The sequence below is a fragment of the Streptomyces griseochromogenes genome, assembly GCF_001542625.1.
In the GTDB taxonomy this organism is placed as follows: domain Bacteria; phylum Actinomycetota; class Actinomycetes; order Streptomycetales; family Streptomycetaceae; genus Streptomyces; species Streptomyces griseochromogenes.
This window is the reverse complement of record NZ_CP016279.1, coordinates 5,591,501-5,612,517: the sequence shown is the minus strand read 5'-3', so window position 1 is coordinate 5,612,517 and position 21,017 is coordinate 5,591,501. Positions and strand designations below refer to the sequence as shown.

Genomic DNA, 21,017 nt, shown 5'->3' with positions numbered 1-21,017 from the left:
ACGACGGGCTGAAGAAGCAGAACTCTCCACAAGGACATCGTGCCACGACTCCGCTTGAGCCGAGAGGACAGCCTGTCATCCAGCTGAGCACGTTCGTCCGTACTCCATTGAGCACATTCTCGTGTACGCCGACACTCCGGAGCTCCAGGGCAGGGTCAAGCCGGCAGTCACTGCGTCGAGGTCCTGGCGGAGGAAGCCGGCGAAGCCCTTCATGGGTTTCGGTGCGTCCTGCTCGGCCTGTCGGATCCACTCCAGCAACAGGTATCCGCGCTGGTGACGGACCAGAGCGGCGAAGGCCCGAGCGAGGTCGCGGGCCCGGGTGATGTCCGGGCAGGCGAGCCGGACTTGAAGGAGTCGCTCGTCCTGACTTTCGGTGAGCGTCTGGCGGGGCCGCATGATCCACGGGGTGGTCTTGCGGGGGCTCGGGATGTCGGCCCGGACCGGTTCGGCGGTGCCCGGCCGGAGGGCGGCGAGGTGTTTGCGGACCACCTGGCGGCTGCCATGGTAGCCGCGGGTGTGGATCTCCAAGAAGAGCTGGGTGCTGCTTACCTGGCCTTGGACTTCGGTGAAGCGGGCGTTGAGGTATGCCTTGAACGGCTCCAGGACGCCGTTGGGGCGGCGCTCGCGGGCGGAGGCGAGCAACTCGTCGAGATCGGTGTCGCGGAAGCGGCGCACGGTCTTGCGGTCGAGGTTCAGACGGCGGGCGACGGCACTGATCGTCCAGTGTGTCTCCAGCAAGCGGTGTCCTGCCGGCCCTCATCCTGGCGATGCTGTCGTTCAGCGTGGTGCAGACCGCGGTCGTCCCGATCCTGCCCTCGCTGGCCAAGGAGCTGGACGTCTCCGGCTCGGATATCACGTGGCTGATGACGGCGAACCTGCTCTCCGCCGCCGTGCTGACCCCCCTGCTGGGCCGCTTCGGCGACCTTCGGGGCCGCAAGCCGATGCTGCTGATCTCGCTGGCGGGCCTCGTCGCCGGTTCGGCGCTGGCGGTCGGCACCCACTCCTTCACCTGGCTGGTCGTCGCCCGCATCCTGCAGGGCGCCGGCGGTGGCGTGCTGCCGTTGGCGATCAGCATCGTCCGCGACGAGCTGCCCACACACAAGGTGACCGGCGGCGTGGCCGCCATCAGTGCCTCCATGGGTGTCGGCTCCGGTCTCGGCCTGGTCGCCACCGGCCTGCTCCTGGAACACTGGAGCTACAAGTCGATCTTCTGGATGGGCCTGGTCTTCGGCCTGCTCGCCCTCGCCCTGGTCGCCCTGCGCGTGCCCACCGACCCGGTCACCGACAAGGACGGCGGCGCCGACCCGCTGGGCGCTCTCACCCTCGCCGGCTGGCTCTCCGCCCTCCTCGTCGCCGTCAGCCAGGGCAACAACTGGGGCTGGACCTCCAACCGCACCCTCGGCCTGTTCGCCGTCGCCGCCGTCGTCTGCCTCGTCTGGATCATCATCGAGGCCAAGGTGCAGCACCCGCTGGTCGACCTCACCATGATGTCCCGCCCCGCCGTCGCCTTCACCAACCTCGCCGGCCTGCTGATCGGCTTCGGCATGTACGGCTCGTTCATGGTCATCAGCAACTTCGCCCAGACCCCCGCCAAGCTCGCCCACTACGGCTTCACCGCGACCGTCCTGCACGCCGGCATCATGCTGCTGCCCTCCGCCATCGGCTCGATGATCGCCGCCCCGCTCGGCGCCCTGTTGATCGCCCGCCGCGGCCCGCGCCTGCCGCTGGTCCTCGGCGGCGTGCTCGGCGCCGCCGCGATGGGCTACCTCGCCCTGCGCCACAGCCACGAGGCCGACATCTACACCGCCTCCGCCATCTTCGGCCTGGGTATCGGCCTCGCGTTCTCCGCCATGCCCGCCTACATCAACGGCGCCGTCCCGGTCGAGCAGTCCGGCATCGCCAACGGCATGAACGCCGTGCTCCGCACCGTCGGCGGCGCCATCGGCACGGCCGTCATGGCCGCCATCCTGACCGGCGACACCATGAAGCTCCCGATCCCCATCGCGCTGCCCACCCTGGACGCCTACAAGCACGCCTTCTGGACCACCACCGTCATCTGCGCGATCGCCGCCGCTGTCCCGTTCCTGATCCGCACCGTCAAGCCCGCCACCAACACTGCGCGCGCCGCTGCCATGGCCGCCGCTGACGAGGTCACGGCGGACCTCGGCGCCAGCCCGGTGCGGGCCAAGACCGGCGCCTGACAAAGCGGCCGGCCCCGCGCCCATGCCCCTGGGCGCGGGGAGCCTCCCGGAACAGTCGAAGGCGGGCGACCACCCGAGGCCCGGCACGACAGGCGGCCCCATCCGGATTGCCCCGCCGGGTGGGGCCGCTTCACCTGCTCAGGCAGTCATAGGTGCGCCGCTACAAGGCCACAGTTCTCACCGAACGGCTCGGCGCGCTGGTCGAAACGACCGCAATCGGGCGCGGCGCGTCGGGTCAGAACCGCAACCTTGTGAACGCCCATCGGTAATGTCCGCTGGGTGTAGCTCTCCGGTAGGGACTGTCTGAGCTGGGAACGTCCCGATCGTAAGGAGGAAGTGTGTCCTTCCACGCAAGGAGCCCGCAAAGTTACAAGTGGCGCACGCTACTTGGGCGTGGACGTGCTCGGCATCGTCGGGTGCTGCGCCGGCCCTGGCGGGGGTAAACGGGGCACCATAGGGATTGGCGTCGGCGTAGCTGGCACCGACGCGATCGTTGAACCGGGGTCCTGCCGAGAACGGACGTGCCCTCCCTGAGGGAAAGCGCTCGGTAGGCCTACGATCTCCGCCCCAAAGCCGGCAATGGACAGCGTCAAGTCCGAAGCCATCCAGACCGCACGAGTTTGCGGACGGGCACGCACGCCATTACGCAACTCGTGACCGTGCTGGGCTTCAAAGGGGGCGTTCTCCTGGCCATCGTGCATCATCTGCACCAGATCCTGTTCCGCTCATCGTATTGCCTTTCTGGGTTGGCTCCCCGGAACCGAGGTCAGTAACTTCGGTTCAAGGCACACCGGATCCTGCGAGTTGATGTGAAAGCACGGGCAGACTTCCACACTGCACCAGCCGCCTGCGACGCATGCCGAGCGGATCGGGCGTGACAGCAACCTACGGCGGGATCCGAACCACGAACATCCGCACAGAGAAAGTACGCAGTCGCCTTCGGCGGAGACGGAGAAGGCTGCCACGCGGGCGGCTCTCTCCAACCGGGCTCTGGCGCCGACTCCGTCGATTACGGCGCTCAGATAGCCGGCCACAAAAGGAGGCTCCCGCGCCCACTGGGTCGGTCTCGGTCACGGTATCGGCCGCGACCTGGCGGACTCTCTTCGGGCCGGCGGCCACGGCGCCGTGTGATCCTCGTCGTCCAGCGCGTCCCCGATCAGAGCCGAGCCCACGGCGACTGCGGGTGCCCCATCGGCCAGCCAACCTTCGACACCCGCCAGGTTTATGCCTCCTGTGGCCACGAATGGCCGCTCGGGCAACGGGCCATGCATCACCGTGGCGAAGTCCGGGCCAAGCAGCGAGGCCGGGAACAGCATGGCCGCAGTCACGCCGACCTGCCAGGCAGGCACAGCCTCGGTCGGGTTGAACATCCCGGACAGTGTCCCGAGGCCGAGGGCTGTGGCCTCGGCCGCAATTGGATCGTCGATGTGCGGCGGCGACACCACGCGCTGTGCCTGACGGCGGCTGTCTGCCGTACCTGGTCGGGCGGCAACATGGTGGTCTTCTCGGTGGGTGCGTGGGTGCGTGGGTGCGTGGGTCGGCGGGCGGCGGAGCGGGTCGCGGTGACAGACCGACAGTGCCACCTGGCACGGACGGTGGCGCGGGCCGGTACGGCGCCGTCGGCACAGGTCCGCGCCCGGACCGGCAGACAGTGGTTCCGGGCTGTAAGCCCCAGACGCGGCTGTACGGATCGATGTCTCGGTGCCCGATCACTCTGGCCGACTCCGTGGTATGCGGTAAGAGGCACACCCGGGACCACCTACACCTGAGAAGCCCCGACGCACTCCCGGTCACGCGCGCTCAAGGGGCGTGCGCGACCGCGTGGATCTCGTGGGCGCGGAGCAGGCCGAGCAGCGTGCGGCAGTCCTGTGGTGATGGTGGCGCGGTTGCTGGTTCCGGTCGCAATGACGATGCCGAACCCGGCGGCCAGGCGTGCGTGGGGGGCGCGGGCCTCCCAGCAGGCGTGGCAGCGGTCGAACACCTCATGAGTGGCAGCGGTCACGGGCGGGCCTGCGTCTGCGGGACAGGCGGGCACACCGCATGCAGCCCCCGTAGCAGCCGCACCTCGGGCCGCGCCCGTGCACGCTCGCCAAGCGCGCCGGGTCCTCGGCCTCAGCTGATCGTGAGCATCCGGGCGTTGCTCGGCGCCCCCTGAGCGTCGAGCGCGAACAGCATGTACGTCCCTGGCAGGGCGACGCCCGGGTCGGCCGGGATGTCGACCTGGTACGAGGTGCCGGCCGTGGCACGGAACCGCAGTGGCACGCGGCGCTGGTCGTTGTCGGTGGTGTGGGTCGCCGCACTGGCGCGTACGAGGGCGAAGGAGGTGACCGCCTTGTCGGTGGTTACCGACAACTGCGTGCCGTTTTCTGCCCGGGCGGGCACCTGACCGGTGATGGCCGGACGGGGCCTTTCGCTGCCGTCCGCGTTGAGCAGATACGGCGGGGTGAAGATCGCGCCGTCCAGGTGGTTCGTGGCGCAGTCCCCGCACAGGCCTCCGCCGCCGGAGAAGATCCGGCCGTCCGGCAGCAGATTGGCGACGCTGTGGTAGTTGCGCGGCACGGCCATGGATGCCGCGGACGTGAACTTCCCGGTGGCCGGATCCCAGATCTCCGGGGTCATGACGGACGTCGCGTCGCTGAAAGGTACCGGGTACGACTGTCCGCCGAACACCGCGACCTTCCCGTCCGGCATGACCACGCTGTTGCTGAACGCGCGAGCGAAGCGCATGTCCCCGGTTCGGGTGCTCACCGGCTGTCCACTGCCGCTCGCGTCGACGGTATAGGCACGGTTCGTGGCCTTGGCCTTCTCGTAAGCGGTCGCGCCGCCGAGGGTCAGCAACTTGTCGATGTCGTACGCGACCGCGTTGCCGTTCATCGCGTCCTGGCTGTCGGCACGGGTCCCGGCCGACGCGATGGTCCCGGCGCCCGTCGTGGTGATCCAGTTCATCTGCTTGCTCGGGCCGAGCTGCAGTACCCGGCCGTCCGAAGTGGCGTGCAGCCACTCATGGTTGTCCGCCCGGTAGGGACCCGCCGGGTCCGCAGTCATGGTCGGGGCGACGGGAACGCCGGGCAGGGTGCGCCAGGTTCCCGTGGCAGGCGACCACACCTCGGCGTCCTTTCCGCCCACGCCGCCGCTCCAGGAACCGCCCAGGACGAAGGCCTCGCCGTTGGACAGCAGGGTCATCGCCTGGTAGCCGCGGGGTATGTGCATGTCCGCGGTCGAGGTCCAGGCGTCCGTCGCCGGGTCGTAGATGCTGGCACGTTCCGCGTTGCTGCCGCCGGTGACCAGGACGCGCCCGTCGGACAGGATGGCGATCCCCGGGCAGAACATGTCGTGCCCCGTGTTGTCGATGCGCCGCTGCGTGACCTGACCAGTCGTCATGTCCATGATTGCGGTCTGGGTGTAGCCATTGCTGCCGCCGAACCGGTCGACGCCGTACGCCGACCAGGCGAGCAGTTTGTTGTTCGGCAGGACGGCCGTGGTCACCGGGACCAGAGGGAAGCCCTTCACCGGACCCCACGCACCCGCTTGGGCGGGATCCGCGGGCCCGGCCAGCCGGATTTCGGCCGCCGAGGACCAGGGGCCGCGGCCGCCCGCCTCGGTGGTGGCGGTCAGACGTACATACCGGGCCGTCACAGGCCGGATGAACGAGGCGCCCTTGATCGTGTCGTCGTCGGCCCAGGTGCCGGAGGCGACCGGCGCACCGAAGGACGTGCCGTCCGAGCTGGTGGTGACGGTGAAGGCGCCGATCCGGCCGTTCGTGGAGTCCTGACGCGGCTGGTAGGTGAGTTCGGAGACCGTGCGGGGCCTCTTCATGTCGATGGTGATGCTGTGCGGCAGCGCAGCAGTGGAACTCGACCACTTGCTGTGCCAGATGGTGTCGGCATCCCCGTCCAGTACGTTGGCGGCGCGTCCGTCCTCCGCCGAGCTCTCTTCGTCGCTTGCGGTGGCGGTCCATCCCTCGCGCGACAGGGCGACGACACCGGCGGTGGAGCCGGGATCGCCGAGCAGGTCGAGTTCCGCCGCGGACGCCCATGGCCCCCGTCCGCCCGCTTCGGTCAGCGCCGTCAGCCGCACATACCGTGTGCCCTGCGCGGCGAAGGACAGCGTCTTGACCGTGGCGTCGTCCGCGAGAGTGCCGGAGGCCACCGGCTCGCTCCAGGTCCGGCCGTCGTTGCTCAGCCGGATCTCGTACGTGCCGATACGGCCGTTGGGGCTGACGGCCCGCGGCCAGTAGACGATCGCCGACACCACGGCGGTGCGATGCATGTCGATGGTGATGCTGTGCGGCAGCGCAGTGGGGGTCCCCGACCACTTGCTGTGCCAGATGGTGGCGGTATCCCCGTCCATTACGTTGGCGGCGCGTCCGTCCTCCGCGGCGTTCTCCTGGTCGCTGGCGGTCACCGTCCAGCCGTCCCGTGGCAGCACCGGTGCAGCGGGTTCCATCGCGGATGCGGGCGCCACCCCGTGGTGCGGGGCGAACCCCGCACCGGTAGGGCCGGGCACCTCTGAACTGTCCGCCTTTGCGTCTCCCTGGCCGAGGCTCGCCAGGGGGAGCAAAGCGGTGGCCACGGCCAGCACGGCGATCAGGATGAGAGTGCGGGAACTTGTCAGGGAACGCCGCGGTTTGCGCGACGAGCCGGGTCTGCGAACACGCGGTATCGGCACGGTGATGTTCTCCGGAGGTGAGAAGGAGCCTTTCGGCGCAGCCAGATGATGACCGTCAACAGCTGTGTGGTGCAGGGCGTACAGACGGTTCTGAGCCAATGAAGGGAGGTAGGCGAGTTGGGCGTGGCACGGGCCATCCCGGGACGGCGGCCGCACTTGCCCTGGGAGGGCCGAAGCGGAGGCGTCCAGTGTGTCCGGCACCTGCCGGGCCTCGCGGTCCACCTGGTGGAACCGCGACCGCGACACACTCATGGCCCTGCACGTCGACCTCAGCGTCACCCAGTCCGTGCCGGTCGCCAACCTCAACTGCGACGACCTCAGCTTTGACATCGCCGTCTACGAAATTCTGGCGCAGAACGCTGGGTTGAACGGCGCCGCAGCCGCAGGCTCGGCGTCGAGGGGGAGGAGACAGCTCAACAGCTGACCGCGTGTCGGCTTTCGTGGCCCTATATGGATGTCAGCTGGCCGTACTCGTGTTGGTGGGGTGGCCCGCCTCCGCGGCAGACACCTCGCGTTGGCGCAGCTGTCGTCCGCGCCGTTCTGGTCGCCAGGTCCGCGGCTGTGCACGATGCCGTGGCGCATGCCATGCTGCGCTCAGGGTTCCGGTCCGCGCCGCCTGAATGGATCCTCGGATCGGTGATGGCGCACCTGGGTTGAGCCGGAGTCGGCCAGGGTCGGGCCGGCGCTCGTGGCGATTACGCAACCCGCTGGCGGTGAGTGCGACAGCACCTGTGCGCCTGATGCTCATAGGGCGGTGTCCTTCCGGTGGAGGCATACGGGAGTGCCGCTGACGGGCCGTGCGAGTCAACGTGACGAGCTTGTCCACCACCAATCACTAGGACAATCAGGAGCCGCTGAGATACGGATACGTAATGATCGCGAGAGTGCCGCGCATTACCACTCTTGTCTCTGGTCCACGGAACCTACCTGGGCGCCTCGTGATCATCAGGATGATGAACCCGCCGGGTGGCTGCTCCGGCTTCCGATGGAGTTGCGTCCTAGGAATTGGTGTACGAGTTCGACCTGATGCGGGGTTTGTTCCGGCGTCGGGGTGAGGCCCGCACAGACGAACGGCCACCGGCTGATCTTCGAGGTGTCCAAGCCCGAAGGAGATCAGCCGGAGGGTGCGGTGACGGCGTCGTCGACCCACTGGCTGCGTAGGCCATCTCCAGGAGTGGTTGTTTGTGGCTTTCAGGAACGCTCTGCGCCATCTTGAAGTGGCTGGTCAGGGTGCTGGTGTGACGCCGTTTCGGGGTGCTTGTGCTGGTCGTGGGCGGCAGTCTGGGGTGTTGATCATTGGGTAGAGGCGGGTTTGCGGATTCCCGTCTGTCGTCGCGAGTGCCGCTCCTACGCTCCGGCCCATGATGGATCCCGAGGTGCTGGAGCGGATCGCCGCGCGGCGTGCGGAGCTGGACGGACTCGAAGAGCAGCTGGTCCACCAGCTGTCGGAAGTAACGAACATCGAGGCCACTACCGACAATTGATCTCTACCGCAGGAGCCCACGATCAGCACATACCCCCGGAACAGCGTCACCGGGCCGGGATCGGCTGAGTGAGGTTCAGCGGGTTGCCGTCGGGGTCCTGGATGTGGGCGACGCGCTGTCCCCACGGCATGTCGTTGGGGGCGCCGCGGACCGAGCCGCCCAGCGCCTCCACCCGGCCGAGCGTCTCGTCGACGTCGTCGACACCGATGCTGAGCAGGATCCGCGGTGCCGCCCCGGTCCCCGGGTTCGCCTTGGCCACCAGCCCGAGGTCGGTGTCGCCGATGCGCAAGCCGAGGTAGAAGGCCGGGCCCTCCGCCGGTATCCGGAAGATCTCCTCGGCGCCGAACAATTTCGTATAGAAGCCGAGCAGGACGTCCTGGTCGGCAGTGATGATCACTGGCTGGATGGTGGACATGGCACTCCTGTCGAGAACGGTCGTGTCGCTGGGTAGACCGTTCGAGGACGGTGAACTCATCGGTAAAACCGCCCTGCCAGACGATCTCCATCCCAGACTGCCGCCCGCGACCAGTACGAGCAGCCCGAAACCGGGTCACACCACCCCTGCTGACCAGCCACTTCAAGATGGCGCAGCCTCAGGAACCCGGGGGAGGCCACCACGCTTCCCAAGCCGTGGGTGAAGTGGTCGTACGAGCCCGCGCGCGCCGAGGATGTCCCGGAGGCGTTCCTGCGGGCGTACGCGATGGCCCTGCAGCCTCCGGCCGGTCCCGTCTACCTTTCCGTGCCAATGGACGACTGGAAGCGGCCCCTGTCCGCCTTCACTCGCACGCGGACCTTCAGCGACCGGGTCCTGCCCGACCCAGACCGGCTACGGAGCTTCGCGGACCGTATCTCCGCAAGCCGCAGTCCCGCGCTGGTCTTCGGGCCGGAGGTCGACCGTGCCGGCGGCTGGGACGCGGCGGTTGCCCTCGCGGAGAAGCTGCGCGCGGCCGTGTACGGCTCCCCGCTGCTCGACCGTGCGTCCTTCCCCGAGGACCACCCCCTGTTCCGCGGCCCGCTCGGCATGTCGGTGAAGACGATCAGCGACCGGCTGACCGGGCACGACCTGGTCGTCGTGATCGGCGCCGAGGTGTTCCGGTACTACCCCTACGTCCCGGGCTCCTACCTGCCCGACGGCACGGAGCTTCTCCAGATCACCGGCAATCCCGACGTCGCCGCCGCGGCGCGGGTGGGCGACAGCCTGCTCGGTGACCCCAAGACGGCGATCGAGCAGGTTCTGGCGACAGTCGCGGAGGGAACCTCGCGGACCCCACCGGAGCCGATGGCGCGCCCCAGGGTGCTTCCGGAGTCGCCGAACAGCCCGCTGACGCCCCCGGAGGTCTACGCGGCCCTGAGCAGCGTCAAGCCGGCCGACGCTGTCATCGTCAACGAGTCGACCTCCACCATGGCCCAGCAGATTGAGTGGCTGCCCACCACCAAGACTGGCTCCTTCTTCGCCACGGCCAGCGGCGGCATCGGCTGGGGTGCGCCGGCGGCCGTCGGGGTCGCCCTGGCCGACCGGGAGCGAGGTGCCCCCCGGCCGGTCGTCGGGCTGATCGGCGACGGTTCCTTCCAGTACTCCGTGCAGGCGATCTGGACGGCGGCACAGCACCGACTGCCCGTCGTCATGCGCAACCAGGAGTACTCCATCCTCAAGTCGTTCGCGGTGTTGGAGGAGGCTCCGGGCGTCCCCGGCCTCGACCTGCCCGGGCTCGACATTGCCGGCGTGGCCCGCGGCTTCGGCTGCCGCGCGGTCGACGTCGACACGACCGAGGACCTGCAGCGCGAGTTCAAGGCGGCCCTGACCGCCGACACCACCACCGTCATCGTGGTGGCCACCCAGCCCCAGAAGGCGATGCTGTAACAGGAGCAGTGATGGATCTCGGACTGAAGGACCGTGTCTACATCGTCACCGGCGGCACCGCGGTCTCGGTCCGGCCGCTGCCCGCTGGCTGACCTCCGGCGGTGCGAAGGTGGTGGTCAGCGGCTGCAGCACGCACTCGCTGGCCGCGGCGGAGGCGGAGCTCGGCGGCCCCGGGCAGGCGGTAGGGGTTGTCGCCGACAATGCCGACAATGCCGACAACGCCGACAACGCCGCCCCCGGGACGTCGGACCGGCTGATCGCATCGGCGCGCGGGCCCTTCAAGGGGCTGGACAGCGCGCTCATCAGCGTCGGCGGCCCGCCGACGGGCACGACGGACGCCGTCGACGACGACCAGTGGCGCGCCTCCTTCGAGTCGGGCTTCCTGGGCGCGGTGCGGTTGTCACGGGTTGTCGCCGCGCAGCTGGACGAGGGTGGGGTGATCGGTTTCGTCCTGACCACCTCGGTGTACGAACCGATCGCCTGCTTCGCCATCTCCAACGCCCCGCGCCCGGCCCTGTCCGGTTACGCGAACACCCTCGCCGGTGAACTCGGCCCCAGGGGCGTGCGCGTGGACGGCCTGGTGCCCGCGCACATCGGGACCGACCGGACCCTCGAACTCCAGTCGATCACCGGCGACGCCGACCGCACCGCTGCGTTCCTGCTGTCGCCCGCCGCGTCCTAGGTCACCGGCGCCATGGTGACGATCGACGGCGGAACCCGGACCAGTTTCCAGGGCACTCAAAAAACCCGGCGCCGGGCAGGCACGGCCGCAGCAGTTCACTCGACGTCGACACCATAGGCACGGGCGAGACCGTCAAAGCCTTCTGCCCAACCTTGACCGATGGCCCGCAGTTTCCAGACGGGTCGGCCTTCCACGGTGTGCCGATACAGCTCAGCGACGACCATGGCTCGGATGTCGAGGTCAGTTGGCGGCTGGAATGTCCGGGCCGCTCCGGTCACGCAGTCCATGTGCAGGGCGGCGTGGGACAGGGCACCGCGGGTGAGTCCGGTGTCGACGTCCATGTTGACGGCTCCGCGCCTGCGAAGCCGAAGGCCACGTGCAGGCCCTGCCAGGCTTCCTCGGGCAGGACGAGGGCGTGTCCGGGGATCAGGGCGGTGGGGACGGCTGGAGGTGCGGATGGCATGGGAGGCGTGCCTGCCGGTGCTTCCTGCTTCCACTCGGCGAACGCCTTGATCCGGTAAGGATCGGTGACCAGGACACCGTCACCGGGCGCGGTATTTGCACCGAGGCTGATGTCCAGGTCGGCGAGGGTTGTCTCGCCGGAGTCGGATTCGTCCTGCGCGTGGTCCAGCAGGTGATGCAATGCGGGCAGGTGTGTGGTGTCCAGCGGCTTGATGGTGCTGGAGAGGTTCCCGGAGGCCGTGGTGGTGACAGAGCAGGCCACATCCTGGCCGACGTTCATGAAACGCAGGGCGTCCTCGGGTTCCCGCCAGAGCGTGGACTCGATCGCCGCGCGGGTCCAGCGGCCGTAGGTCACGAAGCCGAGGCGTTGGGTGTCGGGCAGACGTGTCAGCACAACGAGGTCGATGGCGGTGATACCCGGCGGCCAACTGCTCTCGCACTGCCTGGAGGCGGGCGGTTTCCGCAGCCAGGTAGAAGAGCGCGTCCTGTTCCGCTCGTTGTTTGCCGGCAGACCGCTCCGCGCGAGCCAGTCTTCCGACACCGTGCAAGTGAAAGGCGCGGGCCTCGGCGAGCGCCCAGGGCAAACCCAGGTGAGGCGCGTTTCGGATCTCCGGCACCTGGGTCTGGTTCGGCGTCGGGCCGCTGACTTGCGGCGACCAGTTCACTTGAGACGTGGGGATGCCGGGAATCTCGGGTGATGTGGTCCTGGCTGGATGAATCCCGAATGCTGTCTCAGCTGATCAGGTCCGGCCCTGTTTCGAACTGGCACCACGCCTGGGTCGTCAGCCACGACTGATGGTTGAGTGAGATCATGGACAGCTTCGAGATCGATGAGAACTTGGTGCGCTCTCTGGTGCGAGAGCAGCATCCGGACCTTGCGGGCTTGGAACTGCGTGAGGTGGCCGGCGGTTGGGACAACCAACTGTGGCGCCTCGGGGACGAGTTCGCCGTGCGCATGCCACGCACGGAGCGAGCGCCCTCCCTCCTGCGCAAAGAGCACCAGTGGCTGCCCGCCCTGGCCCCGCGCCTTCCACTACCGGTCCCGACTCCCATGCGGATCGGTAAACCGTCCGCACGCTTCCCGCGGCCATGGACCATCGCGACATGGGTTCCGGGCGAACCAGCCGACCGCTCCCCAATCAGCCACGACGGCGCGGCCGACACTTTGGCGGGCTTCCTCAAGGCACTGCATGTGAAGGCGCCCGCGGATGCACCGGTCAGTCAGGATCGCGGCGTTCCCCTCAAAACGCTCTCGGACGGTTTCGAAAAGGGACTCGAGGAAGTCGCCTCCGGAAGCGATGTCGCTGACCTCCGGAATTTCCGGGACGTCTGGGACGAGGCCATTGCGGCTCCCGATTGGGAGGGCCCGCCTGTATGGCTGCACGGCGACCTTCATCCAGCGAATGTCGTCGTCTCGGACGGGACACTCTCGGGCGTGATCGACTTTGGTGACATGTGCGCCGGTGATCCGGCGGTCGATCTCGCGGCTGCCTGGGTGCTTCTTCCCGCGGGGGCGGCTTCACGGTTCTTCGACGCGTACGCAGACGCGGACGAGGCGATGATCCGGCGCGCACGAGGGTTGGCTGCCGCGAAGAGCCTTTTCCTCATCCTCATGGGCCGGGCCGGGGAGCGGGGCCTGCCAGGCGGCAAGCCGACATGGGGACCCGCAGGCCGGGCGGCGCTTGACCGTGTTCTGGCATCAATCTAGGAGGCTGGCAGACCTTTCACGTTGCTCAGCTCTCCGAGGCCCCGCCCGAGGTTCGTTGCCAAGAGACACCCAGGTCGCCTGAGACCGCAAGCAAATCGGGCCAGATCACCAGAGACAGGGACCAGATCTCTGGAGACGGGACAACCGACCTCCCTGCCTCATCCTGGGCGCGCCCATGTTCTGTCGCAGCGATTCCTAATGCGGTTTGTCAAGCGGCGAGAGCGGTGGAGGGTGCCAAGCCCGAGCTCGTTGGGGGTTACCTACGCTCAGGAGTTTGGTCAGACTCAGCGCATGGGAGAGGACGCCCAATGGTCGCTGGACGATGACTGGGATTGGCAGATGCAATGCGCACGGGCCCATGATGCGTTGCTGCGTGGCACGGACTCGTGGGTGCCTCCTGTTGAGGAGGAGTTGGTGCTGGCCGCCCGGGCAAGCGCGTTGAGCCAGTGGTACCCGTCCACCAGTCACAACTATCTCCGGTTCTCGAACGGTCCTCCGCCCTGGGTGCCCGGCGGGCGCGACGGCGTGAAATATCTGCCGGGCTGTATCTCCTTCGCAAAGGAGAGGGCGGACGGCAGCGCCGTCTTCCGGGTCTGGAGCGGATTCCTGTTGCAGACCCCTGATCCCGTGCTCGTGCTAGCCACCCTGGAGGCCGTGGTCGCTGTTGAGGCCCTGGTGGAGGTTCTGACCACTGACAGCTGAGAGTCCGCAACGATCTGCGAGTTCGGGTGGGTGCGGCGGGGGCGTCAGACGGTAAGGACGGCCAGTGTTCGCCGCGGCCCCGCGCAGGCTGCGGGCGGTTTGAGTTCGTAGCATCGTCCGTCGCGCAGGAGGGCCCAGAGGACGTTGACGCGGCGGCGCGAGAGAGCGAGGACGGCTTGGGTGTGCGTTTACCCTCGGCGCGTTTGCGGTCGTAGAACCGGCGGGACTCCTCGCACCTTCGGATGCTGAACAGCGCGGAGGTGTAGAAGACTCGCTGAAGGCGACGGTTGTATCGCTGTGGGCGGCGCAGGTTGCCACTGATCTTGCCGGAGTCGCGCGGACGGGGGCGACACCGCCGAAGCCGGCGAGCCGGTCGGGAGTGCCGAAAACGGTCATGTCGCCGCCGGTGGCGGCGAGGAACTCGGCGCCGAGGATGACGCCCAGGCCAGGCATGCTGGTGATCACTTCAAAGGTGTGGTGGTCACGAAACCGGACCTCGATGAGCTTGTCGAGCTCGGCAACCTGCTGGTTGAGCGCCATCACGGAGCGGACCTTGAAGTTCGCCACGACCGCCCCAGGCATCGAGTACTTCACGCGAGAACAAGTCGAGTTGATGATCCGGATGGCCCGGAATGCCCGCGACCGCTTTCTGATCGTGCTGATGCGGGCCACCGGCATGCGGATCGGCGAGACGCTGGGCATGCGACGGGCCGATGCGCATTTCCTGGCCGACTCACACCAGCTGGGCTGCCATGCCGGTGGCCCTCACGTGCATGTTCACCGGCGGCGGGACAACGCGAACAGCGCGCTGGCGAAGTCCCGGAAGTCCCGCACGATCCCGGTGACCACAGATGTCGCCGGCTACTACCGGGACTACGAGTGGGAACGTGAGGCAGTACAGGAGGCGGCCGATAGCGACATGGTGTTCGTGAACCTGTTCCGTGCGCCGCTGGGACGGGCGATGAGCTACCCGAACGCGAAGCAGCTCTTCGACCGCCTGGCGAAGTGGGCCCAGATCGTGGCGCGACCGCACATGCTCCGTCACACCGCGGCAAACGAGTGGATCAGGGCAGGGGTTCCCCGGGATGTCGTCCAGAAACTGCTCGGCACGAGTGGCCCGGGTCGCTCAAGCCCTACTTGCGCACCACTGACCGCGAGCGGCGCGAAGCCGTCGAACGTGATACGGCAGGTGCCCGATGACGGCGGCTGGCGTCCCTGTTCAAGAGGCTGTTGCGCCGTTCGCCGTCGACTGGGTGGGTTGGCAGAAGTGGCTTGGTGATCACGTCGATCCGGGATGGCGACCGGGCGAATGGGGTCATCAGTGGTGGCTGTTCACCGGAAATCTGGACAGCCCCCGTACCTCGGTTTGGAGCTGCCGCACCCCCCGATGCCGAGCCATGCTCGGTTCCCGTGCCCGCTGCCGTGGCTGCACGCGAGGCCGCGAAGAGAGTGGGCTGACCTGGGAGGAATTCGACGCCCAGTACTCCCCGTCCGACCGGCCGCGCGGCAGCGACCCGGCTCTTTGCCAGGTCGCACGCGACTCGGTGAGATGCGGTCGGGTGGGTGTCATCAACAAGCTCTGCCAGGCCCATTGCAATAGCCCCACCGCTGATCGGAGAGATCGGCAGAGCGGTGGGAAGACGCCGGTAGGGTGGGCTGTTGTGGACGCGGGGGCAGGAAACGAGATGGTTGCGGTTCCGTCGGGACAGGTGAGGCTGTCGGTCCGGCGGACGCAGAGCAGTTGGCCGGTCGAGGTCGCGCCGTTTCAGATGTCGGCGTTCCCGGTCACGCAGTCCTGGTACGCACGAGTCACAGGCCGACGGCCGAGTAGCACCCAAGGCGAGCGGCTGCCGATTGAGGGTGTTTCGTGGTGGGAAGCGGTCCAGTTCTGTAACGCCTTGTCCCGACGCGAGGGGCTGACGCCCGCGTATCACCTGTGCGTCGACGCCGAGACGGCCGAATGGGACACCTCCGCAGGCGGGTACCGGTTGCCGACCGAGGCCGAATGGGAGCACGCCTGCCGTGCGGGTACTGCTGGCCCGCGGTACGGCCAGCTCGACGAGGTCGCCTGGTACCAGGGCAATTCCGATGGGCGGGTCCACTCTGTCGGCGGCAAGCAGCCCAACGCATGGGGCCTGTACGACATGCTGGGCAATGTGTGGGACTGGTGCTGGGACGTCTACGACGCCGAGGTGTATGGGGCCTACCGGGTGCTCCGTGGTGGTGGATGGGCCGACGAGCACTGGAGCTGCCGGGCGTCGGTGCGGCGGCGCAGCCACCCGACCTTCCGGATCGACGACGTGGGATTTCGCGTAGCGCGCTCCACATCACTGCCTCGGCCGTAACAGCCTCATTCCGGATCGGTCAGTTAGAGATCGTCCCGATTGTTGATCAATCAACACTCCGTCACGGGGGAACGGGCTGTCGGTGGACAATCGGCGTGCACCGGTTGATCAGGGTGGGGAACACTGTGCTGATGAGCTCTGCAACCTCCCAGACACCGCAGGAACGGGCCCTTCGGCATGTCACGGAGCTGGCGTCAGGCCCTCCGATGGACCCGACATTGCGGGTGACCCTCAACTTCCACCCGGACCGTCTGCTGCACGGCAAGCCGATCCTGGATGCTATGGCCGAGGGCGGCGTCTACCACTCGCAGTTCGTCACTGGGACCAGCAACGGTGGCCTGACCGCGCATCCCGGCGGCGACCGATGGCGCTGGGAGAGCCGGATCTTCGCCGGGGCGTACGACGAAGCACCTGCTCATGAGCGCCCCGTCTACGGGGCGTTGAACTTCCGTCGCAAGCCGGTCGGTGGGGCGCCGCGATTCGGCTCGGCCCACTTCCGGCTGACGGCCCAGACGCTGACGCGGACCACGTTCTGCTACCCGGACAGTTTCCTCGAACCGTCGGATTTCGGTGTCGCGGCCCGTATGGGGCTCCTCGACCTTACCCTCGCCGATCGTCAGGACGAGCTGGACGACTACATCGAGGCGCAGGTGCACGGGTCGGTCCGCTTGCAATGCGCAGTGGAGGCGCTGGTCCTGGACCCCTGCTACCGAGGCACGGCGGTCGAGGACGCGGCTCTGCGTCTTGGCTGCCCGGTGGAGTGGCACCCCGGCTTCCGACTCGGGGTTGAAGAACTCCGCCGTCATCCCGGCTACCGCGGTCAGGAATACGTCGACTTGGGCTCGCAGATCGCGGTCGACGGCGTGCTCGATCCCGGGATCGTGGGAGATGCTGCACGTGCCGGCGTCTATGACTCCCAGGCGATCAAGAAGGTGTGGCACTACCTGGCGCGATTCGGGTCTCCCTGGAAGGCCACGGACAGCTCGGTGACTCCGGCACCGAGGGAGGGGACGGTACTCGATGGCCTTCGTTGAGGGGCTGGTGCCGGAGGGACTGTGGGATTTGTTCCGGGCTGTGAGACCACAGATCCCCACGAGGCCGCAAGGCGGCGGTCGTCGACGGGTCGACGATCGCGCGGTGCTCGCCGCGAGCATCTTCGTCGCCACGTCAGGGTGCACCTGGCGGCAGCTGCCGCCAGTCTTCGGTGCCTCATGGCAGACCGTCCACCGGCGCTTCTCCAAGTAGACCGCGGCGCGGGTGTGGGCGAAGCTCCACCGCCTGGTGCTGGACGAGCTCGGCGCCCGCGGGGAGCTGGAATGGTCGAGGCGCGTGATCGACTCCGTCAACATGCGAGCCCTCAAAGACATCTCAGGGGGCTAAGGAGTCAAGTGGGCCCCTGGGTGGTCGGGCTTGTGGGCCATGAACCTGGCGCTCCTCATGCCAATCTTGATCGCTGCCGAGCCTGCTGATTGGCTGACCAGCACGACCGAGCTCGTGTGAGCGGAATCCACTGGTCCGCCGCCTGCGGTCTGTTGGGGTGGTGGGGTGAGTGAACGCAAGCCGTATCCGAGTGACTTATCGGACGAGCAGTGGTCGTTGATCGAGCCGGTGATCACTGCGTGGAAGGACCAGCACCGTTCGGTCAGTGGCCATCAGGGCGCCTACGAGATGCGAGAGATCGTTAACGCGATGCTCCATCAGGGGCGGACCGGCTGCCAGTGAGCCTATCTCCCGCGCGATCTTCCCCAGAAGAGTGCGACGTACTACTACTTCGGCACCTGGCGGGACGACGGGACCGACCAGATCATCCATGAGCTCCTGCGCTGCCAGGTCCGTGAGCGGGCCCGCCGATTAGAGGACCCGACGCTGGTGGTGCTGGACACCCAGAGCGTTCACGCGGCCGCCGGGGTCCCCGCCGCCACGACCGGTCGGGATCCGGCCAAGCGGGTGTCGGGCCGCAAGCGCGGACTGGCCGTGGACGTCCTCGGCCTGGTCATCGCGGTCGTCGTCCTCGCCGCGAACACGCACGACAACACCGCGGGCATCGTCCTGCTTGGCCAGGTCGCCGAACACGCCGGCGACACCGTCCGCAAGGCGCTGGTTGACCAGGGCTTCAAGAACCAGGTGGTCCTGCACGGCGCCAACCTGGGCATCGACGTCGAGATCGTTGAACGCAACCCTCAGGACAAGGGGTTCGTGCCGCAGCCGAAGCGGTGGAGGGTCGAGCAGACCTACGGGATCTTGATACCGCACCGGCGTCTGGTCCGCGACTACGTGCACCGCCCTTCGTCGTCCGCCTCCCGCGTCTATGGGGCGATGCCCCACGTCATGATCCGCCGCCTCACCGGCGCGAACCGCAGGCGGTGACCGCATGAACATCCAGCCCCTGCTCGACGCGCTGGACATCCAGGAGGATGCCGCCCGGGCCCAGGCCAACGACGTCCGCACACAGATCGGCGAACTGCAGACCCGGCTGCGGCAGGCCGATACGCACCTCGAGCACCTCGCGATCACCCGGAAGACCGTCACGGGCCTTGCCGACCGACTTCCGGCCGTCCCACCGGACCTGCCCGAGCACCCTGACTACTCTCGTATCCTCGCCGTCTTCAACGAGGCGACCGGACCGCTGCGGGCCAAAGACGTCTGCGAAGCCCTCGACCATAAACTGCTGCCGAAGAACATTGAAGGCACCCGAGCCAAGTTGAAACGCCTGGTCACACACGGCATCCTCACCGAGGTCGACACTGGCGATTTCGCCAGGAAGCAGTAACCGGCCGAGCCCCGTGGGTGGGGATCAGTGGGCCTTGTCAGCCAGCCGGTGGGGTGAGGGTGGTGCGGTCGAACGGGCCACCGTGCGCGGCGGCGTACGCGATGGCGTCGTTGACAGCATCGAGGCCGAACGACCGGACCCGTTCGGGGGCGAGATCCAGAGTGCCCGAGGCGAGGAGCCGGATGATGCCGACATTGGCTGTGCGCGGGTACATCCACTGCCCGCGCACGGTTATCGAGTTGCGCATGATCCATGGGTACGGGAGCGCGAGGTCGTCGCCGCCGAGCATGCCGACGCCGCCCATGAGGACGACGCGGCCGTACTCGCGGACGGTCATGGCCGCCGCGCGCGACGCCGAGCTGGGTGCGCTCGGCGGGAGCAGGTCGATCACCATGTCGATCGGGCCGTCGGCCGCCGCGGACATCGCCGCGCGGTCGGTGGCCTCGTCTCCGGTCAGCGGGACCGGGCGCAGCCGCGGACCGAACCGGTCGGCGAGGAGGTCGAGCGCGGCCTGGTTGCGGCCCGGGGCGACCACGCGGCCCGCTCCCATCGCGAGCGCGACCGCGACCGCGCTGCTGCCGAGGTTGCCGGTGGCCCCGCTGACGAGCAGCGTCTCGCCGGCTGCGAGCCCGCCTGCCAGCAGCCCACCGTAGGAGATGGCGTGCACGGTGAGTGCGGCCCAGCGGGCCGGATCGTCCCCTGCCACGGTGGGCAGCGGGAAGACGTTCTCCGTCGGGACCCGCATGAGCTCGGCGAACGAACCGTCGTGCAGGTACCGGGCGAGCCGCGCGCCGCCCTCGCCGCGCGAGCTCCAGCCCTGGAGCGTGATGTCGGGCGTCAGGGCGTCGTCCCGCGAGCGCACCGTCGAGTCGCACCACACCAGGTCGCCGACGCGCAGCCGGGTGGCGTCCGGGCCGACGTGGATGATCCGCCCGACGCCGCCGACACCGGGCACGACAGGAGGGACGAGGGGGTAGTTCCGCTTGCCGCCGAAGACCTCGGCCGCGTAGGGCGCCACGCTGGCGGCGAGGACCTCGACCACGACCTCGCCGCCCCCGGCCTTGGGGTCGGGTACCTCCCGCACCGCGAGCGGGGCGCCGAACCGCGTCAGAACTGCTGCTCGCACGTGATGACCTCCGTGTTCGTCCGTGCTCGTGGGATCGACACTAGGAGCTGGGTGAGCATGCGGGAAGCGATGATCTGGCATTCGTGGTATGCGTATGCCGCATGGACATCTCCAGCGCGGGACTGCGGGTCCTGCGGCAGATCGCTGAGTCCGGCAGCTTCACCGCGGCAGCTGCCCGACTCGGCTACACGCAGTCGGCCGTCTCACGCCAGGCCGCCGCCCTCGAACGCAGCGTGGGCACCACCCTGTTCGAACGCCGCCCAGACGGGGTACGGCTCACTCCCTCCGGCTTGACCCTGCTGCGGCACGCCCACACGGTCCTGGCCTCGCTCGCAGAGGCCGAGCATGAGCTCACTGGCACCGTCCCGCGGACCGAACTGGTGCGGCTCGGGGTGTTCCTGAGCGCGGGCGCGGCGATCCTGCCCGCCGCCCTCGCACACCTCGCGGCGGCCGGCCCGCAGATCACGGTCACCACCAGCGAGGGCACCACGCCCACTCTGATCCGGGCGCTGCGCGCCGGCTCGCTCGACCTCGCCGTGCTGACGTCCCGCCCACCCCACCGGCCCTTCGACGGCGACTCGCCGCGCCTGCACGTCGAGACCGTCGCGGACACCGAACTGGTCGTGGCGGTGCCGTCGACCGGAGAGTTCGCCGGACGCACCACGGTGCACGTCGACGAGCTGGTCGACGCCGCGTGGATCGCCACCCCGTCATCGAGCTCTGAGCCGCTGCTCGGCGTCTGGCCCAGCCTGCCCGGACGGCCTCGCGTCATCCACTCCGCGCGCGACTGGCTGACGAAGCTCCAGCTGGTCGCCGGCGGCTTCGGCGTGACGACGGTGCCGTCCCGGCTCTCACCGGTGCTGCCGCCCGGGGTGAGCCTGCTGCGCGTCGACGGCGCACCCCCCGAGATCCGCCGGGTGCTCGTGGCACGCCTCCCCGGCCACCCCGCCCCGGCGATCACGGCCGTCACCCGAGCGATCACGTCGACCGCCTGAACCGCTGCCAAGG

Annotated in this window: 18 protein-coding genes and 4 pseudogenes; 14 read left to right on the top strand and 8 right to left on the bottom strand. The window is 68.5% G+C overall.

Features of this window, described 5'->3' with window-relative positions; genetic code table 11:
- Window positions 1-75: 75 nt before the first annotated feature.
- Window positions 76-738, bottom strand: coding sequence for a hypothetical protein (locus tag AVL59_RS23950; RefSeq protein ID WP_079146932.1), 663 nt, complete (start codon window positions 736-738; stop codon window positions 76-78).
- A 29-nt stretch (window positions 739-767) separates the two neighbouring features.
- Here AVL59_RS23950 and AVL59_RS23945 point away from each other — a divergent pair, with 29 nt between their 5' ends.
- Window positions 768-2,201 carry an MFS transporter gene (locus AVL59_RS23945; RefSeq protein WP_079146931.1) on the top strand — a complete coding sequence of 478 codons (1,434 nt, stop codon included), beginning with the start codon at window positions 768-770 and terminating at the stop codon, window positions 2,199-2,201.
- 1,070 nt (window positions 2,202-3,271) lie between these two features.
- Here the strand turns inward: AVL59_RS23945 and AVL59_RS52465 are convergent.
- Both AVL59_RS52465 and AVL59_RS23935 read right to left on the bottom strand, forming a co-directional pair.
- Entirely contained in the window at window positions 3,272-3,643 is a 372-nt protein-coding gene (locus AVL59_RS52465) for a beta/alpha barrel domain-containing protein (RefSeq protein WP_237281914.1), read from the bottom strand.
- Window positions 3,644-4,313: 670 nt separating this feature from the next.
- A complete protein-coding gene (locus tag AVL59_RS23935; RefSeq protein ID WP_237281643.1) occupies window positions 4,314-6,707 on the bottom strand; it encodes a discoidin domain-containing protein in 2,394 nt (797 codons plus the stop codon).
- A 352-nt stretch (window positions 6,708-7,059) separates the two neighbouring features.
- Between AVL59_RS23935 and AVL59_RS23930 the strand changes: the two genes are divergently transcribed.
- Window positions 7,060-7,293: a hypothetical protein gene (locus AVL59_RS23930; protein WP_067307901.1), complete on the top strand. Its 234-nt coding sequence runs from the start codon at window positions 7,060-7,062 to the stop codon at window positions 7,291-7,293.
- Window positions 7,294-8,230: 937 nt separating this feature from the next.
- Window positions 8,231-8,353, top strand: coding sequence for a hypothetical protein (locus tag AVL59_RS55695; RefSeq protein ID WP_257785104.1), 123 nt, complete (start codon window positions 8,231-8,233; stop codon window positions 8,351-8,353).
- 46 nt (window positions 8,354-8,399) lie between these two features.
- Here the strand turns inward: AVL59_RS55695 and AVL59_RS23925 are convergent, their stop codons facing one another.
- Window positions 8,400-8,768, bottom strand: coding sequence for a VOC family protein (locus tag AVL59_RS23925; RefSeq protein WP_067307899.1), 369 nt, complete (start codon window positions 8,766-8,768; stop codon window positions 8,400-8,402).
- 219 nt (window positions 8,769-8,987) lie between these two features.
- Here AVL59_RS23925 and AVL59_RS23920 point away from each other — a divergent pair, with 219 nt between their 5' ends.
- Together AVL59_RS23920 and AVL59_RS23915 are read left to right on the top strand one after the other, a co-directional pair.
- Complete coding sequence (locus tag AVL59_RS23920) at window positions 8,988-10,214, top strand: thiamine pyrophosphate-dependent enzyme (protein WP_208870437.1); 1,227 nt, start codon at window positions 8,988-8,990, stop codon at window positions 10,212-10,214.
- An 11-nt stretch (window positions 10,215-10,225) separates the two neighbouring features.
- Window positions 10,226-10,896: pseudogene (locus AVL59_RS23915) on the top strand (SDR family NAD(P)-dependent oxidoreductase).
- Window positions 10,897-10,991: 95 nt separating this feature from the next.
- Here AVL59_RS23915 and AVL59_RS54810 read toward each other — a convergent pair.
- Both AVL59_RS54810 and AVL59_RS52455 read right to left on the bottom strand, forming a co-directional pair.
- Window positions 10,992-11,120, bottom strand: a complete 129-nt coding sequence (locus tag AVL59_RS54810) for a TerD family protein (protein ID WP_269466071.1) — start codon at window positions 11,118-11,120, stop codon at window positions 10,992-10,994.
- A 50-nt stretch (window positions 11,121-11,170) separates the two neighbouring features.
- Complete coding sequence (locus AVL59_RS52455; protein ID WP_067307896.1) at window positions 11,171-11,752, bottom strand: hypothetical protein; 582 nt, start codon at window positions 11,750-11,752, stop codon at window positions 11,171-11,173.
- Window positions 11,753-12,169: 417 nt separating this feature from the next.
- On the opposite strand from AVL59_RS52455, the gene AVL59_RS23905 reads away from it, so the two are divergent.
- Together AVL59_RS23905 and AVL59_RS23900 are read left to right on the top strand one after the other, a co-directional pair.
- A complete protein-coding gene (locus tag AVL59_RS23905; protein ID WP_067307893.1) occupies window positions 12,170-13,066 on the top strand; it encodes an aminoglycoside phosphotransferase family protein in 897 nt (298 codons plus the stop codon).
- A gap of 291 nt (window positions 13,067-13,357) precedes the next feature.
- A complete protein-coding gene (locus tag AVL59_RS23900) occupies window positions 13,358-13,768 on the top strand; it encodes a hypothetical protein (RefSeq protein ID WP_067307890.1) in 411 nt (136 codons plus the stop codon).
- A gap of 271 nt (window positions 13,769-14,039) precedes the next feature.
- On the opposite strand, the pseudogene AVL59_RS56900 reads toward AVL59_RS23900, so the two are convergent.
- Window positions 14,040-14,221: pseudogene (locus tag AVL59_RS56900) on the bottom strand (transposase); the annotation flags it as partial.
- 100 nt (window positions 14,222-14,321) lie between these two features.
- On the opposite strand from AVL59_RS56900, the gene AVL59_RS23895 reads away from it, so the two are divergent.
- The 6 genes and pseudogenes from AVL59_RS23895 to AVL59_RS23870 all read left to right on the top strand — a co-directional run bounded on the left by AVL59_RS23895 (window position 14,322) and on the right by AVL59_RS23870 (window position 18,883).
- A complete protein-coding gene (locus tag AVL59_RS23895; RefSeq protein WP_159400038.1) occupies window positions 14,322-15,047 on the top strand; it encodes a tyrosine-type recombinase/integrase in 726 nt (241 codons plus the stop codon).
- Window positions 15,048-15,453: 406 nt separating this feature from the next.
- Window positions 15,454-16,113 carry a formylglycine-generating enzyme family protein gene (locus AVL59_RS23890; protein WP_067307885.1) on the top strand — a complete coding sequence of 220 codons (660 nt, stop codon included), beginning with the start codon at window positions 15,454-15,456 and terminating at the stop codon, window positions 16,111-16,113.
- A gap of 131 nt (window positions 16,114-16,244) precedes the next feature.
- Window positions 16,245-17,147 carry a DUF3626 domain-containing protein gene (locus tag AVL59_RS23885; RefSeq protein ID WP_067317675.1) on the top strand — a complete coding sequence of 301 codons (903 nt, stop codon included), beginning with the start codon at window positions 16,245-16,247 and terminating at the stop codon, window positions 17,145-17,147.
- Window positions 17,134-17,475 (top strand): annotated as a pseudogene (locus AVL59_RS53670) (transposase); the annotation flags it as partial. The gene AVL59_RS23885 and the pseudogene AVL59_RS53670, both read left to right, overlap by 14 nt.
- 183 nt (window positions 17,476-17,658) lie before the next feature.
- Window positions 17,659-18,480: pseudogene (locus AVL59_RS49090) on the top strand (IS5 family transposase).
- 4 nt (window positions 18,481-18,484) lie between these two features.
- Window positions 18,485-18,883 (top strand): hypothetical protein, encoded by a 399-nt coding sequence (locus AVL59_RS23870; protein WP_067307880.1) that lies wholly within the window; start codon window positions 18,485-18,487, stop codon window positions 18,881-18,883.
- A 37-nt stretch (window positions 18,884-18,920) separates the two neighbouring features.
- Here the strand turns inward: AVL59_RS23870 and AVL59_RS23865 are convergent, their stop codons facing one another.
- Entirely contained in the window at window positions 18,921-20,009 is a 1,089-nt protein-coding gene (locus AVL59_RS23865; RefSeq protein ID WP_208870435.1) for an alcohol dehydrogenase catalytic domain-containing protein, read from the bottom strand.
- 101 nt (window positions 20,010-20,110) lie between these two features.
- Between AVL59_RS23865 and AVL59_RS23860 the strand changes: the two genes are divergently transcribed.
- A complete protein-coding gene (locus AVL59_RS23860; protein ID WP_067307878.1) occupies window positions 20,111-21,004 on the top strand; it encodes a LysR family transcriptional regulator in 894 nt (297 codons plus the stop codon).
- Window positions 21,005-21,017: the final 13 nt, after the last annotated feature.